We start from the raw sequence: 20,657 nt of genomic DNA, 5'->3' as shown, positions 1-20,657 counted from the left end.
AAAGGTCTGACCTTTGGTGTATCCTTATTTTCGGAAGGAGGCAGGTCGACATGTTTGAACCGCTTGATTTTGTGATGGTGCGCACGCCGCTGCTGCCGGTCGATTGGTATGCACAGGTGTATGAGGGACAGGATTCGGCGGTCTGGGCGCAGGACGGTGTGGTCCGTGAAGCGATCGCCGTCGGGTCGCTGTCGCTGTTGCAAACACTGCCTCAGTTGGCGCATGATGCGCCGGCGCGCAAACGCGAGCAGGCGGAGCGGGGCTTGTTGCGGTATTTAAATCGGATGTCGACGCGGTCGACGCCGTTTGGCTTATTTTCTGGTGTGGCGTGCGGGGAGCTTGGCGAGCGCACAGAGCTGCAGCTCGGGCAGCTGTCCGAGCATCGCAAGCAGACGCGGCCGGACATGGAGTGGCTCTTGAAGGTGGTCCAGCAGGTGGAGAGCCGGCTGGAGACGGTCGGGCAGTTGGCGGTGCAGGTCAATTCGCTGGTGCGGGTGAGCGGGTCGCGGGTGAAGCTGGCCTACTCGACGCACTATGGGCGCGACGTCGCAGGCCGGGGCAGGATGGAGGAGTCGTCCGTCCGCCTGACCCCGGTTGTGGAACTGGTCTTGCGGGAAGCGCAGGCGCAGGTGCCGTTTGCAGAGCTGCAGGAGCGCGTGCAGTGTGCCTACCCGGATACGCCGCAGGAGAAAATCAGCCAATTTTTGTGGCAGTTGTTTCAGAAAGAATTTTTGATCAGCGAACTGCGTCCGTCGCTGCTGGCGGCGTCACCGTTTGGCGAGCTGCTGGGCAAGTTGGAGCGGGTGCAGGGGATCGGGGAGCTGTTTGCGGAACTGCAAGCGATTGAGCGCGGGATTGCCGCTTATGATGCATTGCCGGTCGGAGCGGGCGAGCGGGCTTTTTGCGACTTGGCGGCCAAGATGCGGGAGCTGGCCGATGTGAAGACACCGCTGCAGGTCGATCTGGCGCTGCAGGGTGAGCAACTGGTCGTGGCGCGCGCGGTGGCGGAAGAGGCTGCAAAGGCGGCGGAAGCGTTGTGGCGGATGGCGCCGGAAGCGGCAGGGTATGCCAATCTGGAGTCGTATCGACAGGCGTTTTTGGAAAAGTACGGGCGTCATCGCGAGGTGCCTTTGATGGAACTGCTCGATGAGGATGAAGGGCTGGGCGCGCCGGCCACCTATGAGTTTCCGGTCGGGCGGCGCAAGTTGAATGCCAAGCCGAACGACTACGGGAAGCGCCGGGACAAGCTGCTCTTGCGCTGGATGATGCAGGCACAGCAGCGGGGGGCAGAGGAGATTGAGCTGACCCCGGCGATGATTCGGGAGCTGCAGCCGGTGGAGACGGCAGAGTCGGGTGCGCCGCGTTCGATGGAGCTGTATTTCTCGCTGCATGCCAAGTCGCAGCAAGCGCTGGAGCGCGGCGAGTATCGGATGGTGCTTGGGCCTAATCATGGATCGAATGCTGCGGGGCAGATGTTTGGGCGGTTTGCCAACCTGCTGGGCGAGCGGGTGCAGGACGGGCTGCGTGAAGCGGCACGGCGGGAGCAGGCGATGCGCCCGGATGTGGTGTTTGCGGAGCTGGTCTATCTGCCGGTGGCGGGGCGGGCGTCGAATGTGCTTTTGTCGGTGAATGCGCGGGATTATGAGCTGGTGCTGGGCACGAACTCGTCGAAGCAGCAGGAGCAGACGATCAGGCCGGAAGATCTCGTGGTGGGGATGCAGGGGGAGCGCTTTTATTTGAAATCGAAGCGCCTCGGCTGTGAAGTGGTGCCGGTGACGACGCACATGATGAATACGATGAACACGCCAAATCTGTATCGCTTCCTGCGCGAACTGGCGATGGAAGGCACGCGCAACTGGATGCCGTTCACCTGGGGGACGCTGGAGACCGCGCCGAAGCTGCCGCGTGTCCGTTACGGAAAGGCGGTGCTGGCGTCCGCACGCTGGCGTTTGTGCAAGTCGGTGCTGGCGGCTGAGGCAGGGGACAGGTCTGCTGAGGAGTGGCAGGCGGCCGTCACTGCGTGGCGTGCCGAGTGGCAGGTGCCGCGCATGGTCTATTTGGCGGCGTCTGACAACCGGATTTTGCTCGATCTGGAGAAGGAGCTGTGCCTGCAAGAGCTGCAGCGCGAGTTTCGCAAACTGCAAGGAGACAGCGGGCTGATCCTGATCGAAGCAGAAGGCGACCTGGAAAAGACCGTGGCGTCCGGCGGGCAAGGCCGATTTTTGATGGAGTGCGTGTTCCCGTTAATCCGGCGCGGGGCGGCAGGTGAGGCGACCCGAGAGGTGAATGCGGCAACACGAGAAACAGCAGCGGCAAGTGCTGTGCCAAGTGATGTGGCAAGTGATGTGGCAAGTGCTGTGGCAAGTGATGTGGCAAGTGATGTGGCAAGTGATGTGGCAAGTGATGTGGCAAGTGATGTGGCAAGTGCTGTGCCAAGTGCTGTGCCAAGTGCTGTGCCAAGTGCTGTGCCAAGTGCTGGGGTTGCGCTCGTACAAGCATGTGGAATTCAGACAGTCCCATCGGCTGAAGCACTTGAAGCGAAAAGCAACGAAGTTGCTGTATCTGTGAGCTCTTCGAAAGGGCTGTCTCAGACCGAAAGGGTCTATCTGCCTGGCAGCGAGTGGCTGTTTTTGAAACTGTACGGAGCTTCTGCCCGCGAGGAGGAACTGATCGGGTGGCATTTGCAGACTTTCTGTAAACAGCTGGCGGAATCGGGTCTGGTGCGGAAAAGCTTCTTCATGCGCTACGGCGACCCGGAGCTGCACGTGCGCTTGCGCTTGCACGGAGAACCGGAACGGCTGACCGGTGAGGCGCTGCCTGCGGTGCACCGTTTTGCCCGCCAATTGCAAGGGGAAGGGCTCCTGTCCCGCTTCGTCGTCGACACCTACGATCCCGAGCAGGAACGCTACGGCGGCGCAGCAGCGATGAAGCTGGCCGAAGAGGTCTTTGCCGCCGACAGCCTGGCGGTGATGCACTGGATCGGACTGCGGCGCTCCGGCCAGCTGGGTCTGGATCTGGAAACGACCGGCGTCGTCAGCGTGATCGACATCATGGAAAACTTCGGCCTGACGTTTGCTGAACAGTTCGCCTGGCTCGATGCCGGGGTGAACCGCAAAGAGCACATCCAGCCGTTTCGCGAGGCACGCCGCCTGTATCTCCAAGTCGCCAATTCGGAGGGCGACTGGGCCGGCCTGCGCAGCGTGCCGGGCGGCGAAGACATCTATGCCATGATGCAACAGCGCCGTCCCGCCCTCGCCCGCTACACACAAGCGCTGCGGGCAGCAGAAACGCGCGGCGAACTGACCGCCCCGCTCGGGCAGATCCTCGGCAGCGTGATCCATCTGCACCTCAACCGGCTGCTCGGCGTCGACGCCCTGCTGGAGCGCAAAGTGATGGCGCTGGCCCGTCATGCCCTGCAAAATCTGCGCTACCTGCACGACCAGCAATAATTTTTCTTCGAATTCCGACAAAATATTTCTCGGGAAATGATAATGTCATGTGGTAAACTTTTGAAAAGCGATGCCTTTATTTGACGGTGAGGTGATCTCCATGATCGGGGTCGTGCGAAAAGAAACGGAGCATCAGCGCATCCCTTTTGCTTTTCGACTGCTTACTTTGACGCGAATTTTGATGATTCTCCTGCTCTGCGGGACGTACTACAACTACAGCCAGAATGCGGCGGGGTGGCAGAAGGGGTATATCCTCTTCGCCAGCTGTCTGTTTTTGATCAATCATTTTGCTTTTCCAAGATTCAGCCAGCGTTTTGCGCTCTGGCAGATCGGGCTTGATTTCCTGCTGGCCTGTGGATTTGCTGTGGTGTTTCTGGGGCAGGGGTATCCGTATGAGCTGTTTTTCGGCATCATCGGCGTCACGCTGCTGCTGTTTACCGACAGCAAACGAGTGCTGGTGACGGCCGCCGTGATGCTGGCTGCTGTGTGGGGCGGCATCTTGCTCGCCGAGTACATCCTGATGGACGTGGTGCACGGACTGGATACGGCGATGAACTTTGGGTTTGTCGTCTTCTCCTGTGTCGTCGGATCGCTGATCCGCTTTTACATGCGGTCGCGGGAGAAAATCGGCGTGCTTTATGAAGAGCTGGAAGAGTCGCACCGCGCCTTGCGCGAATATGCCAAGCAGGTGGAGATGCTGACCGCCGTTCGCGAGCGCAACCATATCGCCCGCGAAATTCACGACACGGTAGGACACTCGATGACCGCGCTGCTCGTGCAACTGCAGGCGGCACGCAAGATGCAGGAGCGGGATCTGGTGCAAAGCCGCGCCCTGCTCATCAATTGTGAGGAAGTGGCGCGCTCGGCCTTGCAGCAGGTGCGCCTGTCGGTGCAGGCGATCCGCGAAGAGGAAGCGCAGCCAGCTTCCCTGCTCGACTCGATGCGCCAACTGCTCGGCGACTTTTCCAAGCTGACCGGGCTGGAGGCGCAATTGCAGGTGCAAGGACACTTGAACAGCGTGCCGGAGACGTTAAAGCCGACGATCTACCGCGTCGTGCAGGAATCGCTGACCAATGCCAAACGTCACGGAGACGCGACATCGGCTGTGGTCACAGTAAGAGGGACGGAGCGGGACGTGCGGCTGACGATCTCCGACAACGGCACAGGGACGGCCGAAGTTGTGCCCGGATTTGGGCTGATCAATCTGCGCGAACGGGTGATGGAGCTCGGCGGAACGGTGCTGTTCGCCAGTCAGCAGGGGAGCGGGTTTCGTACGGAGGTCTGTTTTCCGCTGCAGGAGCAGACGTGGAAGTTTGGAGGGCGAGAAGCATGATTCGTGTGATCGTCGTCGACGACCAGAAGCTGATGCGCGACGGGTTGAAGACGATATTAGGATTGGAAGACAACATCGAAGTCGTGGGCACGGCGGCCGACGGCGCACAGGCGCTGGAAGTGGCGCAGGCGACGAGACCAGACCTCGTGCTGATGGACATTCGCATGCCGGGCGTCGATGGCGTGCAAGGTGCACGCCTGATCCGGGAGCAGTTGCCGGAAACAAAAGTGCTGATGCTGACCACGTTTAACGACAGCGAACTGATTCTCGACGCGCTGGAGGAAGGCGCAAGCGGGTACCTGCTGAAAGACATGCCGACCGAAGTGATCGTCCAGGCGATCATGACGGTCTGCGCCGGGGGCATCGTGCTGCCGCCGGAAAGCACGGCGCAAGTGGTGGCGGAGTGGAAGCGGGCCCGGGAACATGCGGTGCAGGAGGGGCGGGATCAACTGGTCAGCGCTGCGCCGCCGTATCTGGAAGCATTGACCGAGCGCGAGCATGACGTGCTGCAACTGCTCGGGCAGGGCATGAACAACAAAGAGATCGGCGAAACGCTGGTCATCACAGAAGGCACGGTGAAAAACCACGTCTCGAACATCATCGCCAAACTCCGCCTGCGCGACCGGACACAGGCGGCGATCTACGCGGTGCGCCATGGCATCGCTTCCTTTTCATGATGATTGGCATGACCTACATGACTTTTGGCATAGGAAGCGGCCTGCGGGCCGCTTTTTTTCATGCCTCAAGTTCTATCTTGCGAGGGATGGGGAAATTTTCCGCCTGTCGTACAATGAGATCAGCAAGCAAAGCGAGAGGAGATGCAAAAACATGATCCAAGTGCAAGAGCTGACCAAAAGCTTCGGGAGCCGCCATGTGGTGCGCGGCGTTTCATTTGCGGTGAACAAAGGGGAGTCGTTCGGACTGCTCGGGCCAAACGGCGCCGGGAAGTCGACGACGATTGCGATGATCTGCGGGCTGTTGACCGCAGATGGCGGCGACGTGGTCGTCGGCGGCAAGTCGGTGCGGAAGAACCCGCAGGAAGTGAAGCAGAAGATCGGGGTCGTGCCGCAGGATATCGCCTTGTATCCGACGATGTCCGCCTATGAGAACCTCGTGTTCTGGGGGCGCATGTACGGCTTGAAAGGCGCGGAGGTCAAACGCCGCGCGATGGAAGTGCTGGCGATCGTCGGGCTCACCGACCGCGCCAAAGACGCGGTTGGCCAATTTTCCGGCGGCATGAAGCGGCGCATCAACATCGGCGCGGCGCTGATGCACCGGCCGGAGCTGTTGATCATGGATGAGCCGACCGTGGGGATCGACCCGCAGTCGCGCAATCACATTCTCGAGACGGTCAAAGAGCTAAACCGCCAAGGGATGACGGTGATCTACACGTCGCACTACATGGAAGAGGTCGAGTACCTTTGCGAGCGCCTGGCGATCATCGACCACGGGCAGGTGATCGCGACCGGCACCAAGCAGGACCTCTGCAACCGGCTGACCAATGGAGCGGTGATCAAACTGACCGTGGAAGGCGAGCCTTCCGAACTTGCGGAGAGGTTGCGCCGCTTGTCCGGTGTGGAGCAGACGGCTGTTGAAGAGCAGTCGGTGCTGGTCTACGCCAATGCGGCCGGGCAGATGCTTGGCGAGGTGGTGTCGGCTGCGCTGGCAGCTGGTGAGAAGATCCTGGCGGTCGATGTGCAGGAGCCGAATCTGGAGACGGTGTTCCTGCAGCTTACGGGACGCACGCTGCGGGATTAGGAGGAGACGGGCATGAAACTCTGGGAAATCGCATGGAAAGATGTGCGGATTCGCCTGCGCGACCGCAAAGGGCTGTTGTCGGCGCTGTTGATGCCGCTGCTCTTGACGATGATCTTGGGCGCGGCGCTTGGCGGGGTGTTTAATCAGGAGGCGGGCACGCTGCCTGCGTTTGAAGTGGCGGTCTATCAAGGCGATGAGGGAAATGTGGGTCAAGCGCTCGTCGAAAACATCCTGCAAAGCGATGAGATGAAAAAGACGGTCACCGTCGTGCCGCTCGATTCGGAGGCGGCCGTCGAGCAAAGCGTGCAGGAAGGCAAAACGGATGTTGGACTGGTGATTCCAACAGGCTTCACCAAGCAAGTGACCGAGGGCGAGCCGGGTAAACTCGAAGTCCTGCAAGATCCGGGCAAAGCACAGACAGGGCTGATCCTGACCAGCATCGTCACCTCCTACACCGAACGGGTCGCGGCGGTCAGCGCCGCACAAGCAGCAATCGTTGCAGATGTGGCGCAAAGTGCCGCCGTGTCCACAGGTGGTGCTGCGCCGAACATCGGGCAGATCGCGCAAGAAGTGATCGGCGAACTGACTCGCGCAGCGGAAACTCCAAATGCGGTCGTGCTGGAAAAGCCGGTCGGGGAGCGGGAAGTCTCGGCCAAGCAGTATTACGCAGCGGCGATGGCGGCGATGTTCCTGCTGTTTAACGCGACGATCGGCGCGAAGTCGATCCTCAACGAACGCTCTACGGAAACTTTGTCCCGCCTGCTCAGCACGCCGACCGGAAAGGCTCAGATCCTGATCGGCAAATTTGCCGGAACGCTGTGCTTCGCCCTGCTGCAGTTCGGCGTGCTGTACCTTGCCACACGCTTCCTGTTTGACGTCGAGTGGGGCGATCAGCTTGGTCAGACGCTGGCCGTGGCTGGCAGCTACGCGGTGGCCGTCTCCGGTTTGTCGATGGCGCTCGCCGCCGTTTTAAAATCGGAAGGAGCGGCCGACATCGTTTCCGGTGTGGGCGTGCAGATCTGCTCGGTGCTTGGCGGCTCGATGCTGCCGCTGTCCCAGTTCCCCGAACTGCTGCAAAAAGTCGCCCTGATCACCCCGAACGCCTGGGCGCTGAGCAGCTTCACCGACATCATGACCGGAGCTGCCTGGCAGGCGCTGTTCCTGCCGATCGGGGTACTGCTCGCGATTGGCGCTGCGGCGCTGTGCTTTGGAACTTGGCGCTTGGCGGCGCGATAGGAGGGATACGCAATGATTCAGATCATAACCCTTTGTTTGCATGAAATCAGGCGTGTGTTCAAGAACCGGCGTTCGTGGCTGGTGATGTTTTTGATGCCGGTGCTGTTCACGATGATCTTTGGCGGTCTGGCTTCTGGCGGCACGTCCAAGGTACCGCTGGCGGTCGTCGACCTCGATCGCTCTCAGCTGTCGAGCTGGGTGACTCAAGAGCTGAAGGCCGATGAGACGCTCGACCTGCAACCGATGGGGGAGGAGGCCGCACTCGAAGCTTTGCGTAAGAAGCGGATCGCCGGCATCTTGCAGTTCCCGTCAGGCTACGGTGCCGCACTCGCTTCGGGTGCGCAGGCAGACCTCACCTTCCGCCACGGCCCCGACCTTGCCATCGCGAAAGTGATCCAACTGACGGCGGAAGACGTGTCGGCAAGGGCTGCTGTGCAGGTGCAGGCCGCCCAGACCTGGAACCGGCTTGGCGGCGGGGCGGCGTGGGAAGAGCGCTTTGACGAACTGGCCGTGGCACAGGCATCCTCGCAACGGATCACCGTTGAGGAAAAAACGGTCACGCCAAGCGGCTTCGTCAAACGCCTCGACAACAAAAGCGAGCGCTCGATCGGCTTTACGATCATGTTTGTGATGATCTCCCTGCTCTCCGTCACCGGCACGATGCTGGAAGCGCGCAAGACGGGCGTCTGGTATCGCCTGCTCGCTGCGCCTGCATCAAAACTGCAGATTCTGACCGGCTACCTGCTCGCCTTTTTCCTGATCGGCTGGATTCAGTTTGCCGTGCTGATGGAACTCTCCTCGCTGCTGTTTGGCGTGGTCTGGGGAGACTGGCTTGGCCAGATCGTTCTCGTCTCTGCGCTGCTGCTCTGCGTGGTCGGCCTGGGCCTGTTCATCGCCGGGCTTGTCAAAACGCAGGAGCAGCAAGGCGCGATCGGCACGATCGTCATCATCTCCACCTGCATGCTGGGCGGCGTGTATTGGCCGCTCGACATCGTGTCGGACACAATGCAGCAGATCGCCAACTTTGTGCCGCAGAAGTGGGCGATGGAAGGGTTTGCCCGACTGCTCGCCGGCGGCGGAACACTTGCCGATATCGGGCCGCAAGTCGGTGTCCTGCTGGCGTTTGCCGCCGTGTTCCTGCTGGCCGGAGTGACTCGCGTGAAGTACGAGTAGGTTGGGAAAGATAGGGTCAGATCCCAAAAAGGGGGCTGACTTGGTGAGCGACATTTTGCGACCTTTATTAGAAGGTATTCCGCTGCCGAAGATGGTGCAGATCAGGCAGCGGTTTGACGATAGGAAACTGGAAGACCCGCTGGGGGTGCTTCGTGGCGAACTGGCGAAACCAGGGCGTTTGGACAGCATCCTGCCCGGTCAAAAAGTGGCCGTCGCTGTCGGCTCGCGCGGCATTTCCGGCATCGCCGAACTGACGCGGACGGTGGTGGAGGAGTTGCAGCGCATCGGCGCGGAGCCTTTTCTGGTGCCGTGCATGGGCAGTCACGGCGGGGCGACCGCTGAGGGGCAGGTGGAAGTGCTGCGCCATCTCGGCATCGACGAAAGCAGCATAGGCTGCCCGGTGCGCTCGTCGATGGAAGTGGTCGAAATCGACCGCCTAGAAAACGGTCTGCCCGTCTACGCCGACAAAATCGCCGCCACCGAAGCGGACGCCATCGTCGTGATCAACCGCATCAAGCCGCACACCGCCTTTCGCGGCAAGATCGAAAGCGGTCTGATGAAAATGATCGCGATCGGCCTCGGCAAGCAAAAAGGAGCGGAGGCCTGCCACCTTCTCGGCTTCAAGTACATGGCGGAAAACGTCCCTGAGATGGCGCGCATCCTGATGCAAAAACTCCCGATCTCCTTTGGCGTCGGCATCGTCGAAAACGCTTATGATCAGAGCTGCAAAATTGAAGTTCTGCCGCCCGACATCCTCGAAGCACGTGAAGAAGAGCTGCTTGTGGAAGCGAAAAATCGCCTGCCGAAAATCCTTTTTGAGCAGATCGATGTTCTCGTGATCGACTATATCGGCAAAAATATCTCCGGCGACGGCGCCGACCCAAACGTGACAGGTCGCTACCCGACGCCGTATGCGCACGGCGGGCCGGACGTGAACAAGATGGTGGTGCTCGACCTGACCCACGAGACGCAAGGCAACGCTAACGGGGTAGGCACGGCCGATTTCACCACGCGGCGGCTCGTCGACAAAACGAACTGGCCGGTCACCTACGCCAACGGCCTGACCTCGACCGTCGTCGCGCCGACCAAGATGGCGACCGTGCTGGAAACAGACCGCGATGCTTTAAAAGCGGCGGTGAAGACCTGCAACATTCTGGACTACACCACCTGCCGGATGGTGCGGATTCAAGATACGTTGCATCTCGGGGAGATCTGGATTTCAGAAAGCATGCTCTCAGACGCAGAGCGGCAGGACGAGATCGAGATCATCGGTGAACCGCAGGAGTTTCCCTTCGACGAGCAGGGGAACTTGACCGACTTAGCCTGAACAAAAAATTGAGCCCCTGACGCTTGAGGCGTGCAGAGGCTCTTTTTCAGTGGGATTTCCAACAAGAGAGGTGTAACAGCGGGGTGTTGCGCTATAAAGAGAGCACTTCTTTGATGATCATGATCTCTCGGTCTTGATAGGCGTGTTTCAAATGATGCAGCTTGTCCGTTTCGTTGAACTTGTTCTCGAGCACCTGTACTTGTTCCCTCGATGCGCAAGTCTCCGTCATCATCGCCACATCCTCTTTCGTCGCCAAGCCAGCGATTTTGTTTGTCAACACGGCGAGATCCTCTTTCGTCGCAAACTTTTCCAGATCTTCTTTCGTTGCAAACCCGGCGAGATCCTCTTTAGTTGCAAACCTTTCCAGATCTTCTTTAGTTGCAAACCCGGCGAGATCTTCTTTAGTTGCAAACCCGGCGAGATCTTCTTTAGTCGCAAACCCGACGAGATCTTCTTTCGTTGCCATCGTTCTTACAATTTCGTCAACGATGTTTTCTAAGCGATTGAATCTGTTTTCTATAAAATCCGAATAATTCGCTTCGAATCGATCCATACGGTTGGTAAGCGCAGCCACCGCAGCATTCGTCTGCCGGTTGCTTTCCAAAATCGCCTGGAGCAATTTTTGCGTTTCGTCCATGTCTGTCACCTCCTTTCGCACAACCAATGTAGCAGAGGGAATGCGGGAGTAGCAAACTTTTTTTCTGCTCCAATTTCCTTAAACAAAAAGGCCGTTCGCCTCTACAGCGAACAGCCTTTTTTGCGACAATTTGCCTTATCCGTTTACGATCTCGCCGCCGTTCACATGCAAGGTTTGCCCCGACACGTAGGACGCATCGTCGGACGCCAGATACACATACGCCCCGGCCAGCTCTTCCGGTTGCCCGGCGCGGCCCATCGGGGTGTCGGCGCCGAATTTGGCGACTTGATCGGCGGTGAACGTCGAAGGGATCAGCGGCGTCCAGATCGGCCCCGGCGCCACGGCGTTGACGCGGATGCCCTGCTGCGCCAGATTGAGCGAAAGGGAGCGCGTAAACGTCACGATCGCCCCTTTGGTCGCCGAATAGTCGATCAGCTCTTTATGTCCGTGATACGCCGTGATCGACGCCGTATTGATGATCGAACTGCCCGCCTGCAGATGCGGCAGCGCCGCCTGCGTCAAATAAAACATCGCAAAAATATTCGTCTGAAACGTCCGCAGCAACTGCTCCTGCGAGATGTCCAGCAAGCTTTTCTGCGGATGCTGCTCCGCCGCATTGTTCACCAGCACATCGAGCCGCCCAAACGCCGCCAGCGCTTGCTCGACCACTTTTTGACAAGCGTCCGCATCGCCGACGTCCGCCGCGATGTTCAGGCACCGCCGCCCGATCGCTTCCACGCGCTGCTTGGTCTCTTCCGCATCCTGATGCTCGTTCAAATACACAACCACCACATCGGCGCCTTCCTTCGCATACGCATAAGCCACCGCGCGCCCGATTCCGCTGTCGCCGCCGGTGATCAGGGCGACTTTGCCTTGCAGCTTGCCGGCCGCCTGATAGGTCGGGCTTTCCGACACCGGTCGCGGATTCATCTCCATTTCGATCCCTGGCTGGTGATCCTGCGTCTGTGGCGGAAACGATGTGGGATATTCTTTCTTGCCGTTCATGGCACCGCGCTCCTGTCGAAAAAGATTTTCATCCAATATCTATTCCCAAACCTGTTAAAATAAACACGAAAGGGGAGACCGGAACCATGACCATCGGTATCTTGCTCAGCGTCATCCTGCTGCTCAACCTGTACGGCTACAACTTGATGCGCCGCGACAAAAAACAAGCGAAGCGCCAAGGCGCGCGCATCCCGGAAAAAACGCTGTTCCTCACCGCTTTCCTCGGCGGCGGGCTCGGCGTCTACCAAGGCATGAAGCACTTCCGCCACAAAACCAAACACACATCCTTCCGCATCCTGCTACCGCTCGCCGCACTTTGGAACATCGTCCTCTACGCAGGCATCCTCTACTGGCTCTTGTAACCGGCAGCCGTCTTCCACAATCGCATCGCCCGCTCCGCCGCATCGGCCGTCCACTCGGCCGTTCGCGCCATCGCCATATCCAGCGTGCACGGCCCCGGCACGATCGAGAACCCGGCAGCCACGCCCAGCCGGGCCAACTCCGCACCGGACAGCGCCAGCCCGCCGCACAGCGCCACCACCGGCACCCCTTGGCTTGCTGCAGCCTGTGCGACGCCCGCGATCACTTTGCCCGACAAGGTCTGCTCATCCAGCCGGCCTTCTCCGGTGATCACCAGATCCGCCCCCGCCAGACGCCCCTCCAACCCGACAGCCTCGATCATCACCGCAATGCCCGAACGCACCTCCGCTTGCAAAAAAGCGGCCAGCGCCGCCCCCATTCCGCCAGCCGCACCGCCGCCCGGCAGATGGCGAATCTCGATGCCCCTTTGTGCCAACACCACTTCGCCCAGCCGATCCAATGCCGCATCCAACACCTGCACCATCTCAGCAGTTGCTCCCTTTTGCGGACCAAACACCGCCGACGCCCCGGCTGGCCCGACCAGCGGATTCTGCACATCGCTGGCCACGACAAAAGTCGCCTCGACGAGCCGCCTGTCCAATCCGGCCACCTCAATCCGCGACAGTTGTCCCAGCGCCGCGCCGCCCGCTTCCAGCTCCCGACCTTCCGCATCCAAAAAACGCATCCCCAGCGCCGACAGCATCCCCGCGCCGCCGTCATTGGTCGCGCTGCCGCCAAGCCCGATCACAAACTTCCTGTACCCGCGATCCAGCGCCTTCACGATCAACTCGCCCGTCCCATAGCTTGTCGTCACCAGCGGATTGCGTGCCACATCAGCCACCAAGGTCAATCCCGACGCCTGCGCCATCTCGATCACCGCCGTCTGCCCGTCGCCAAGCACGCCATATGCGGCCGAAACGGGCGTCCCCAGCGGCCCGGTCACTTTTTCTTCCACGACAAAGCCGCCGGTCGCATACACCAACTGCTCCGCCGTGCCTTCACCGCCGTCCGCCAACGGAATCTCCACAACTTCCGCATCGGCAAACACGCGCCGCACACCGTCACGCACTGCCGCACAGACCCCTTTTGCATCCAAACTCCCTTTAAATGAATCGACCGCTACGACCACTCTCATCCCGGCAACCTCCGTCCACTACTCAATACCCACATCTTACCACGTATCAAAACGGGGCTCACAAGCCAAGTTAATCGGTACATATCTTAACGGTAGAAAGGAGCGACCCATCTCATGAAAAAATTCACCTTGCTGCTCGCCGCCAGCCTGCTTCTGCTGCCGGCCTGTGCGCCAAGCAACCAAGCGGATCAGCCAAAAACTGACCCGCCACAAGCGGAACAGCCCGTCACTCCGCCGCCCGCCGTGAAAAATCCCCCGGCCCAAACGCCGGAGCCGAAAACGGAGACGGTCGTCCTTTACTATCCCGATGCACAGCTGATGAAACTCTACAAAGAAAACCGCACCTTCACCACGACCGCCACCGCCGATTTGCCCAAACAGGCGCTTCAGCAGTGGATCGCCGGCCCCAAACATGACAAACTCGCGCCGCTGCTGCCCGCGTCCGTCCAGGTCCAATCGGTCAAAGACCTCGGCGGCGGCCGCTGCGAAGTTTCATTTTCCAACGATCTGATCAACGTCAATTTCGGCTCTACACTGGAAAGCATGTTTGCCAAAGGGCTGCCGCTGGTGCTCGCTCAATACGGTTATCAGGAAGTGACGGTGCTCGTCGAGGGCAAGCCGGTTGAGACGATCGCCGGACACGTTACGTTTGATCAGCCGCTGCGGGCGGACGATGCGGCCCAGTATGAATTTATGCAGTAACGGTCAGATGACTTTGCACATTTTGCAGGTAAGGAGTAACATTGTGCTTGTAACCTGACTGAAAGAGGCATTCCACATGAGACAACCTGCAAGCAACACATCCAATCTGACTGCACAGAACCGCATCTCCAAAGGGATGCGGTCTTTCCAATTGTATCTCGGCGGCAACTTCATCGCGGCGTGCGGCGAATGGCTGGACATGGTCGCTTTGAACTGGGCGGTGCTGGCGATGACCGGGTCGCCGGTGCACCTGGCGATCATCAACGCCTGCCGCCTGATCCCCGTGTTCCTGCTCAGCATCCCGGCGGGGATTTTAGCCGACCGCTTTGACCGGCGCAGACTGTTGCTCCTGCTGCAGGCTTCGACCACGCTGCTCACTCTGTTGATCGGCCTGCTGTTTTTCCTCGACAGCCCATTCTGGCTGTTTGCGGCGGCCGTCTGCGTGCGCGCCGTGTTCCAGACGATGGACCCGCCGATCCGCAACTCGATGATTCCCAACCTCGTCCCCGACGATTTTATCGGGCGCGCGATCGCGATGAACACGATGGCGCTCAATCTGTCGCGCATCATCGGCCCGGCCATCGCCGGCGTCCTGCTCGCCACGCTTGAGACGCACGAAGTGATCTGGCTAGGTGCCGGCGGACTGGTGATCGAACTGATCGCTTTATACCTGCTGCGCCCGGTCAAAGAGCAGGGGATCTCCAGCAAAGGGCCGTTGCGAGATGACGTCGGCGAAGCGTTTGCTTTCATTAAAACCAAGCGCACCGTGCAGTCCCTGCTGCTCTTAGCGGTGGTGCCGATGGTGTTTGGCTTCCCGTACACCTCGATGCTGCCCGTCTTTGTTGATCAGCTGATGAACTTGGGTCCGGGCGGCTTTGGCGCGCTGTTGTCCGTCTCGGCGGCAGGTGCGGTCCTCGGCTCGGTCTGGCTGTCCCTGCGCAAAGGGCAACAGCATGCCGGGCGCTGGCTGATCACATCTGTGCTGGGCTTTGGCAGTTCCCTGCTCCTGTTTATGTTTGCGGGCAACTTCTGGCTGGCAGCGGTGATGATGTTTTTCGTCGGCTTGACCGGGCAGACCTACCGCACGATGAGCCGGATCACGATGCAGATGCAAGTGCCCGACCACCTGCGCGGACGGATCATGAGCATCGCCTTGATGGACCGTGGCTTCATGCCGCTTGGAGCGATCCTGATCGGCACGGTCGCCACTTCATTTGGGGCGCTGTGGGCCGGGGTGATGATGGGCGCGGGCTGCATCGTCGTCACGCTCGCCGTGCTACTCACCAGACGTCAGATCTGGCATATCTAAACAACGAATAACCCCCTATTCAATTTCTATAACGCAAACTCTTCCACATCGTGTAAAATGTTGTCAAACGAACACGGAATGGGAGGGGAGCAGCATGAGTTACTCTTTTGCAGGAATCGATCATGTTCAACTGGCCGCGCCCACAGGCTGCGAAGCGGAAGCGCGCCGCTTTTTCACCGAACTGCTGGGCATGCCGGAGCTGGTGAAGCCCGAGCCCTTGCGGTCGCGCGGCGGCGCCTGGTTCATCTGCGGCGCGCAGCAGATTCACATCGGAGTGGAAGCGGACTTCGCCCCGGCGAAAAAAGCGCACCCGGCGTTTGTCGTGCACAACCTCGATGCGCTGATGCAGCGTTTGCAAGCGCAAGGTGCTGCTTATCAGCTCGATGAAGCGCTGAGCGACCGGAAACGCTTTTTCATGGAAGACCCGTGGGGTAACCGACTGGAGTTTATGGAGATGGAGGCGGGGCAGCAATGACGACGCAGATGGAAGTGGTAAGCGTGAGCGTCGGCCGTCCGCAGGCGCTGTCGCATAACGGACAGACCCTGGACAGCGCAATCACCAAGCAGAAAGTGACGGAGCGCGTGTTTCTGTCCAACGTGAATTTTGCAGGCGACGAGCAAGCCGACCTCGTGCACCACGGCGGCCCGGACAAAGCGGTCTGCGCCTACCCGCACGAACACTACGCGTATTGGGAAGAGACGCTGCAGGTGCAGTTGCCCGACAACGCGTTTGGCGAAAACCTGACCCTGCGCGGCCTGCCGGAGCGGGATGTGCGCATCGGCGACATCTTCCAAGTCGGCGAAGCGGTGCTGCAGGTCTGCCAGCCGCGCATTCCCTGCGGCAAGATCACGATGCGCACCGGGGTGCCGAATTTTGCGAAGATGTTTAAAGATACGGGCTACACCGGCTACTACCTGCGCGTGCTGCAGGAAGGCTATGTGGACGCGAACCCGGAGATCAAGCGGCTGGAGCAGAGCCAAGGCATGACCATCGCCGAAGTGAACCACGTCATCTTCCATGATGATGAAAACCGAGAGGCGCTGCGCCGAATCATCGCCGATGAGCAAACGGCAGGCTCGCTGCGCGAGATGCTCAAGCGCAATTTGGAGCGGTTGGAAAAGGGGGAAGCGTAACATGAGCGACTGGAAACAGGAGATCACCGTGCAGCCGATCGGTGTTGTGCGGTCGCCGCGGGATGAAGCGATCGACGACTTTTGGGGCAGCGTGGAATCGGTGATCGAGCTCGACCCGGAGCAGTTTACCCCCGATGTGGCGGCCGGCCTGAGCGATTTTTCGCACGTGGATGTGGTGTTTTTCATGAACCGCGTCAAGCCGGAAAAGATCGAAACGACAGCACGCCATCCGCGTGGCAACACGGAGTGGCCGCAAGTCGGCATCTTCGCGCAACGCGCCAAAGGCCGCCCGAACCGCCTTGGCGTGACCAACTGCCAACTGGTCAAAGTCGAAGGGCTCTCCATCACCGTGCGCGGGCTGGACGCGATCGAAGGCACGCCGGTGGTCGATCTCAAGCCGTACATGGCCGAGTTTGGCCCGCGCGGTGAAGTGAAGCAGCCGGAGTGGTCGCATGTGCTGATGCAGGAGTATTTTCTCGGATAAGTTTAGCGGCGCTGGAAACCCTATGACAAGAACGGGTACAAAGGGGGCTTCTTCCAGTGACCAAAGGTGATAAGCAAAGCTTTCGTCAATTTGACAATCAGAAACAGCTCAGACTGACCGATGACCCCAACTATGACGCCAGCAAACTTTCCGGCGACATGTCGACCGACAACCGTCAGTATGTGACGGAGCCGACCGAGAATAGGATCGCGATGGAGACGCTTCAAGCCAACAGCGGCATGTTCATGCACCCGATGCATGACGTGACGGCCACCGACCATGTGCATGGCGACAAAGTGCTCGAAGCCTTGCAGCAGGAACTCGATGACTTCGAGTTGGAGGTCGAAGGCGGGGACGGCAGAATCGATCCGAACGAAGGCGGCGGGCAAGACAGCTAGCTGTTGTGCCGGTTGAGTCGAGGCAGTTAGAGCAGGAGCCGGGCAATCTCCCGGCTCTTTTTACCATTGGAGGAGAAACGTATGACCCTGACCCAAAAACTCGAAATCATCAAACAAAACGAATATCGCCTCGCCGACGGCCAGGACCTCATCGAGCTGACCCATGAGATTTTGGATCATCTCGGTTCGACCGACAGCTATCTGCGCGACAGTTTGGGCTATATGACCTTGGCGCAGTGGATTTATACAAGAGATCAGTTCAGCCCGGAGCAGTTGCGGGAGATTTTGCAGCGAGTGCAAACCATGTGGTTCCAGAGCATCGGCGAGACGAACACGGACAGCGTGTTTCTGCGCAGCTTTTCCAGCCTCGTCGTCGCGCTGGTGCTGGTGCGGGACAACAAGACTCCGTTTTTGACGGAGGAGGAGTTCCGGACGATTCTCGCACAGACGGTGGAATACTGCCAACAAGAGCGCGACTTGCGCGGCTATGTCGAGCACGGCGGCTGGGCGCATGCAGCCGCGCATGTGGCCGACGTGGTCGATGAGTGCGTCAAACACCGGGCAGTGGGCGAGGTGGAGTGTGAAACGCTCTGGCAGGGACTGTGCGCCTTGATCCGCAACGCCGATGCCGTCTATGGGGCGGAAGAGGACGAGCGCATCACCAACGCCTTGATCGCCATGGTGGAAGCAGGGAAAGTCCCGCTCGCCAAGCTGTGCGCGTGGCTGGAAGCGGAGGAGTTTGCCGGGGAGGACTACAACAAGAGCTTTATCTTGCGCATCAACTGGAAACACCTCGTGCGCAGCCTGGAGTATCGTCTCCGTGTGAAAAACCTGATCGGCGACCAAGAAGACAGGCTGTTCGGCGTCCTGAAAAAATTCGCCTCGCGCTACGAATGACAGCAAAAAGCCTTCGCTGACAACAGCGAAGGCTTTTTCTGTACGATCCTACAGCTCAGACGTATACAGTTCCTCATCCAGATCGGCAATCAACGGCGAAGGCGTACCGGCATAGAGCAGCCACAGTTCGTGCAGGGCGCGAGTACAGCCGACGTACAGCAGCTTGGCGTCCTGCGGCGAATGCGCGTAGTGCTCTTCATCCACATCGGTGATCAGCACGGCGTCAAACTCCAAGCCTTTGGTGAGATACACGGGCAGCACCGACAGGCCGCCTTTGTATTCGCGCTGCTTGGAGTGGATCAGCGTTGCTTCCAATCCGGCTTGCAGCAGCCCTGCATGTAGGTCGCGCGACTCCTCTTCCGTCCGCGCCACCACCGCGACCGTCGTGTGCGTGCCGCTCTGCAGCCGTTTCACCGCATCGACGATTGTCTGCAGGCGATCCTGCTCGGCGACCTGCGCCACGCGCACTTTTTCCCCGCTGCGGAACACTGGGACGGCGAGGGTCAGCGCTTCGCCGGAGCGCTCCAGCACGACGTTGGCGAAGTTGATGATCTCCGTCGTCGAGCGGTAACTGCGATCGAGCTGGAAGTACGCCTGCTCTTCCTCCGTAAACAGCTCCAGAAACTCCTGCCACGCATGCACGCCTTGGTAGGCGTGAATCCCTTGCGACAAGTCGCCCAAGATGGAAAACGAGTTGCCCCGCGTCTGCTCCTTGAGCAAGGCGACTTGAAACGGCGCGAAGTCCTGCGCTTCGTCGATCACCACATGGTCGAACATGTTGGCGCTGTCGATCCCGTGCAGCCGGTTGCGAATCAACAGCAACGGCGCGAGATCTTCCAGATCGACGATCTTTTTCTTAAATTTCTTCACAGACGCTTTCACGATGCTCTCCGGCAGGTCGGCCGCGTCCCCGAACATTTTTTTATACAAGCCAAACGGCGTCAGGTCGGGCATGCCTTTTAAATAGGTGCGCAGGCGGGCGTTCGCCTTTTTCTTCAGATCTTTGCGCTTGATGCTGTCCCAGACCTTTTCCAGCTCCATCTCCAGCCAGCGCTTGATGCGGCCGACGACACGCTCGCGGCGCTTGGCGAGCGGGTAGTGCTGATACTCGGTATAGAACCACTCCTTGACGGTCGCCGCCGCCAGCGTCTTGCCTTCCCACGCTTCAAAGGCCACTTCCGGCACGAATCCTTCCTCAAACGCCTGCAAATAAGCTTCCACATAGCGGTAAAAATGCATCGAGCCTTTATAGCGCCCCGGCGCATGTTCATCGAGCACAGGACGTTTCGGTCCGATCGCAAACCACGTGTCGAGCCGCTCCGACGGGTCGGACAGCTGCACTTCCTGCTCCAGCAGATCGAGTGCCCAATCGGTAAACGTCGTCTGCTGAATCCCGCCGACGCCAAGCTCCGGCAACACGCCTGAGATGTAGTCGAGGAACATCGAGTTGGGCGCAAAGATGATCATCCGCTCCGCCCGAATGTTTTCCCGGTACTGGTAGAGCAGGTAGGCGAGGCGGTGCAACGCCACGGTCGTCTTGCCGCTGCCGGCCACCCCTTGGATGACGAGGGCGGTGTTTTTCGCTGAGCGGATGATCTTGTCCTGCTCGGCCTGAATCGTCGAGACGATGTCGCGCAGGCGGTTGTCTTTGTTTTCGCCCAAGCGGTAGAGCAGGAATTCATCGGCCACGTCGAGGTTGTCGCCGCCTTTGACGTAAGCGTCGACGACGCGCTGCAGGATCTGCTTGCGGATCACGAGGTTGCGCTTCAAATAGATCAGGCCTTCGATCAGCCCTTCCGGCGAATCGTACGCCGCTTTTTCATCCCCGCCGGTGAACGAGTAAAACATCGAGGCGACCGGCGCGCGCCAGTCGATGACGAGCAGCTTGCCCGTGTCTTCATCCTCCACGCCGACTTTGCCGATATACAGCGGCTGCGGCGTTTCCACGCCTGCTTCTTGAAAATCGAGTCGGCCAAAATATGGCTCGACCCCGGCGATGCTCAAGTTTTGGCGTCTTGATTCACGAATGTTGTCCAGCGCTTGCTCGGTCAAATCGTCACCGTAATAACGGGGGACCGTTTCGAGTGTCTGCAACTGGCGGTCAATCTCGGCAGCGGTGTGTTCGAGCCGCTGCAGTTCTTCTTGATAGGCACTTTGAATCTCAGATTCCAAGATCAGTTACCTCCATTTGAGAAATTTCGCCATTCAGACGAGATGTTTCAATATATCACAGCGCCTGAACGGACACAAGAACGTTTGACTAGCATTACTATTCAGATTATCATTATGTAAGATTAGATTAATCGTTTTCCATTCAGAT

The 20,657-nt window shown here is 59.4% G+C and carries 19 protein-coding genes; 15 read left to right on the top strand and 4 right to left on the bottom strand.

The window, feature by feature from the left end:
* The first annotated feature begins 50 nt into the window (after positions 1-50).
* The 7 genes from CBW65_RS03315 (at position 51) to CBW65_RS03285 (ending at position 10,276) form a co-directional block, all read left to right on the top strand.
* A complete protein-coding gene (locus tag CBW65_RS03315) occupies positions 51-3,449 on the top strand; it encodes a lantibiotic dehydratase (protein WP_087455580.1) in 3,399 nt (1,132 codons plus the stop codon).
* Positions 3,450-3,549: 100 nt separating this feature from the next.
* Positions 3,550-4,782, top strand: a complete 1,233-nt coding sequence (locus tag CBW65_RS03310; protein ID WP_157721747.1) for a sensor histidine kinase — start codon at positions 3,550-3,552, stop codon at positions 4,780-4,782.
* Entirely contained in the window at positions 4,779-5,459 is a 681-nt protein-coding gene (locus CBW65_RS03305) for a response regulator (protein WP_087455578.1), read from the top strand. The genes CBW65_RS03310 and CBW65_RS03305 overlap by 4 nt, the downstream gene beginning before the upstream one ends.
* A gap of 151 nt (positions 5,460-5,610) precedes the next feature.
* Positions 5,611-6,540, top strand: a complete 930-nt coding sequence (locus tag CBW65_RS03300; RefSeq protein WP_087455577.1) for an ABC transporter ATP-binding protein — start codon at positions 5,611-5,613, stop codon at positions 6,538-6,540.
* A 12-nt stretch (positions 6,541-6,552) separates the two neighbouring features.
* The gene (locus CBW65_RS03295) at positions 6,553-7,776 is read left to right on the top strand and encodes an ABC transporter permease (RefSeq protein ID WP_087455576.1); all 1,224 of its coding nucleotides are present in this window, start codon (positions 6,553-6,555) and stop codon (positions 7,774-7,776) included.
* A 12-nt stretch (positions 7,777-7,788) separates the two neighbouring features.
* Positions 7,789-8,949, top strand: a complete 1,161-nt coding sequence (locus CBW65_RS03290) for an ABC transporter permease (protein WP_087455575.1) — start codon at positions 7,789-7,791, stop codon at positions 8,947-8,949.
* Positions 8,950-9,040: 91 nt separating this feature from the next.
* Entirely contained in the window at positions 9,041-10,276 is a 1,236-nt protein-coding gene (locus tag CBW65_RS03285) for a nickel pincer cofactor-dependent isomerase, group 22 (protein ID WP_087459102.1), read from the top strand.
* A gap of 91 nt (positions 10,277-10,367) precedes the next feature.
* On the opposite strand, the gene CBW65_RS24515 is transcribed toward CBW65_RS03285, so the two are convergent.
* A complete protein-coding gene (locus CBW65_RS24515; RefSeq protein WP_198299740.1) occupies positions 10,368-10,913 on the bottom strand; it encodes a hypothetical protein in 546 nt (181 codons plus the stop codon).
* 135 nt (positions 10,914-11,048) lie between these two features.
* The gene (locus tag CBW65_RS03275) at positions 11,049-11,918 is read right to left on the bottom strand and encodes an SDR family oxidoreductase (protein ID WP_087455574.1); all 870 of its coding nucleotides are present in this window, start codon (positions 11,916-11,918) and stop codon (positions 11,049-11,051) included.
* Between the two features lie 86 nt (positions 11,919-12,004).
* Here CBW65_RS03275 and CBW65_RS03270 point away from each other — a divergent pair, with 86 nt between their 5' ends.
* Positions 12,005-12,280, top strand: a complete 276-nt coding sequence (locus CBW65_RS03270; protein ID WP_087455573.1) for a DUF1294 domain-containing protein — start codon at positions 12,005-12,007, stop codon at positions 12,278-12,280.
* Here CBW65_RS03270 and CBW65_RS03265 read toward each other — a convergent pair.
* Positions 12,265-13,413: a glycerate kinase gene (locus CBW65_RS03265; protein WP_087455572.1), complete on the bottom strand. Its 1,149-nt coding sequence runs from the start codon at positions 13,411-13,413 to the stop codon at positions 12,265-12,267. The two genes, CBW65_RS03270 and CBW65_RS03265, sit on opposite strands and share 16 nt — an antisense overlap.
* Before the next feature lie 114 nt (positions 13,414-13,527).
* On the opposite strand from CBW65_RS03265, the gene CBW65_RS03260 reads away from it, so the two are divergent.
* From CBW65_RS03260 to CBW65_RS03230, 7 genes are all read left to right on the top strand, one after another.
* On the top strand, positions 13,528-14,115 hold the full coding sequence (locus tag CBW65_RS03260) for a GerMN domain-containing protein (protein ID WP_087455571.1): 588 nt from the start codon (positions 13,528-13,530) through the stop codon (positions 14,113-14,115).
* Between the two features lie 76 nt (positions 14,116-14,191).
* Positions 14,192-15,424, top strand: coding sequence for an MFS transporter (locus CBW65_RS03255; protein ID WP_232463436.1), 1,233 nt, complete (start codon positions 14,192-14,194; stop codon positions 15,422-15,424).
* 94 nt (positions 15,425-15,518) lie between these two features.
* Positions 15,519-15,899 (top strand): VOC family protein, encoded by a 381-nt coding sequence (locus CBW65_RS03250; RefSeq protein WP_087455570.1) that lies wholly within the window; start codon positions 15,519-15,521, stop codon positions 15,897-15,899.
* Complete coding sequence (locus CBW65_RS03245) at positions 15,896-16,558, top strand: MOSC domain-containing protein (protein ID WP_087455569.1); 663 nt, start codon at positions 15,896-15,898, stop codon at positions 16,556-16,558. The genes CBW65_RS03250 and CBW65_RS03245 overlap by 4 nt, the downstream gene beginning before the upstream one ends.
* Position 16,559: 1 nt before the next feature.
* Positions 16,560-17,042: an SAM-dependent methyltransferase gene (locus tag CBW65_RS03240; protein WP_087455568.1), complete on the top strand. Its 483-nt coding sequence runs from the start codon at positions 16,560-16,562 to the stop codon at positions 17,040-17,042.
* A 56-nt stretch (positions 17,043-17,098) separates the two neighbouring features.
* Positions 17,099-17,440, top strand: coding sequence for a hypothetical protein (locus tag CBW65_RS03235; protein ID WP_087455567.1), 342 nt, complete (start codon positions 17,099-17,101; stop codon positions 17,438-17,440).
* A gap of 81 nt (positions 17,441-17,521) precedes the next feature.
* On the top strand, positions 17,522-18,337 hold the full coding sequence (locus CBW65_RS03230; protein ID WP_087455566.1) for a DUF2785 domain-containing protein: 816 nt from the start codon (positions 17,522-17,524) through the stop codon (positions 18,335-18,337).
* A 48-nt stretch (positions 18,338-18,385) separates the two neighbouring features.
* Here CBW65_RS03230 and CBW65_RS03225 read toward each other — a convergent pair whose 3' ends face one another.
* On the bottom strand, positions 18,386-20,509 hold the full coding sequence (locus tag CBW65_RS03225) for a HelD family protein (protein WP_087455565.1): 2,124 nt from the start codon (positions 20,507-20,509) through the stop codon (positions 18,386-18,388).
* Positions 20,510-20,657 lie beyond the last annotated feature (148 nt).

This window comes from Tumebacillus avium (assembly GCF_002162355.1).
Taxonomy (GTDB): domain Bacteria; phylum Bacillota; class Bacilli; order Tumebacillales; family Tumebacillaceae; genus Tumebacillus_A; species Tumebacillus_A avium.
This window is presented reverse-complemented; position numbering and strand designations above follow the sequence as displayed.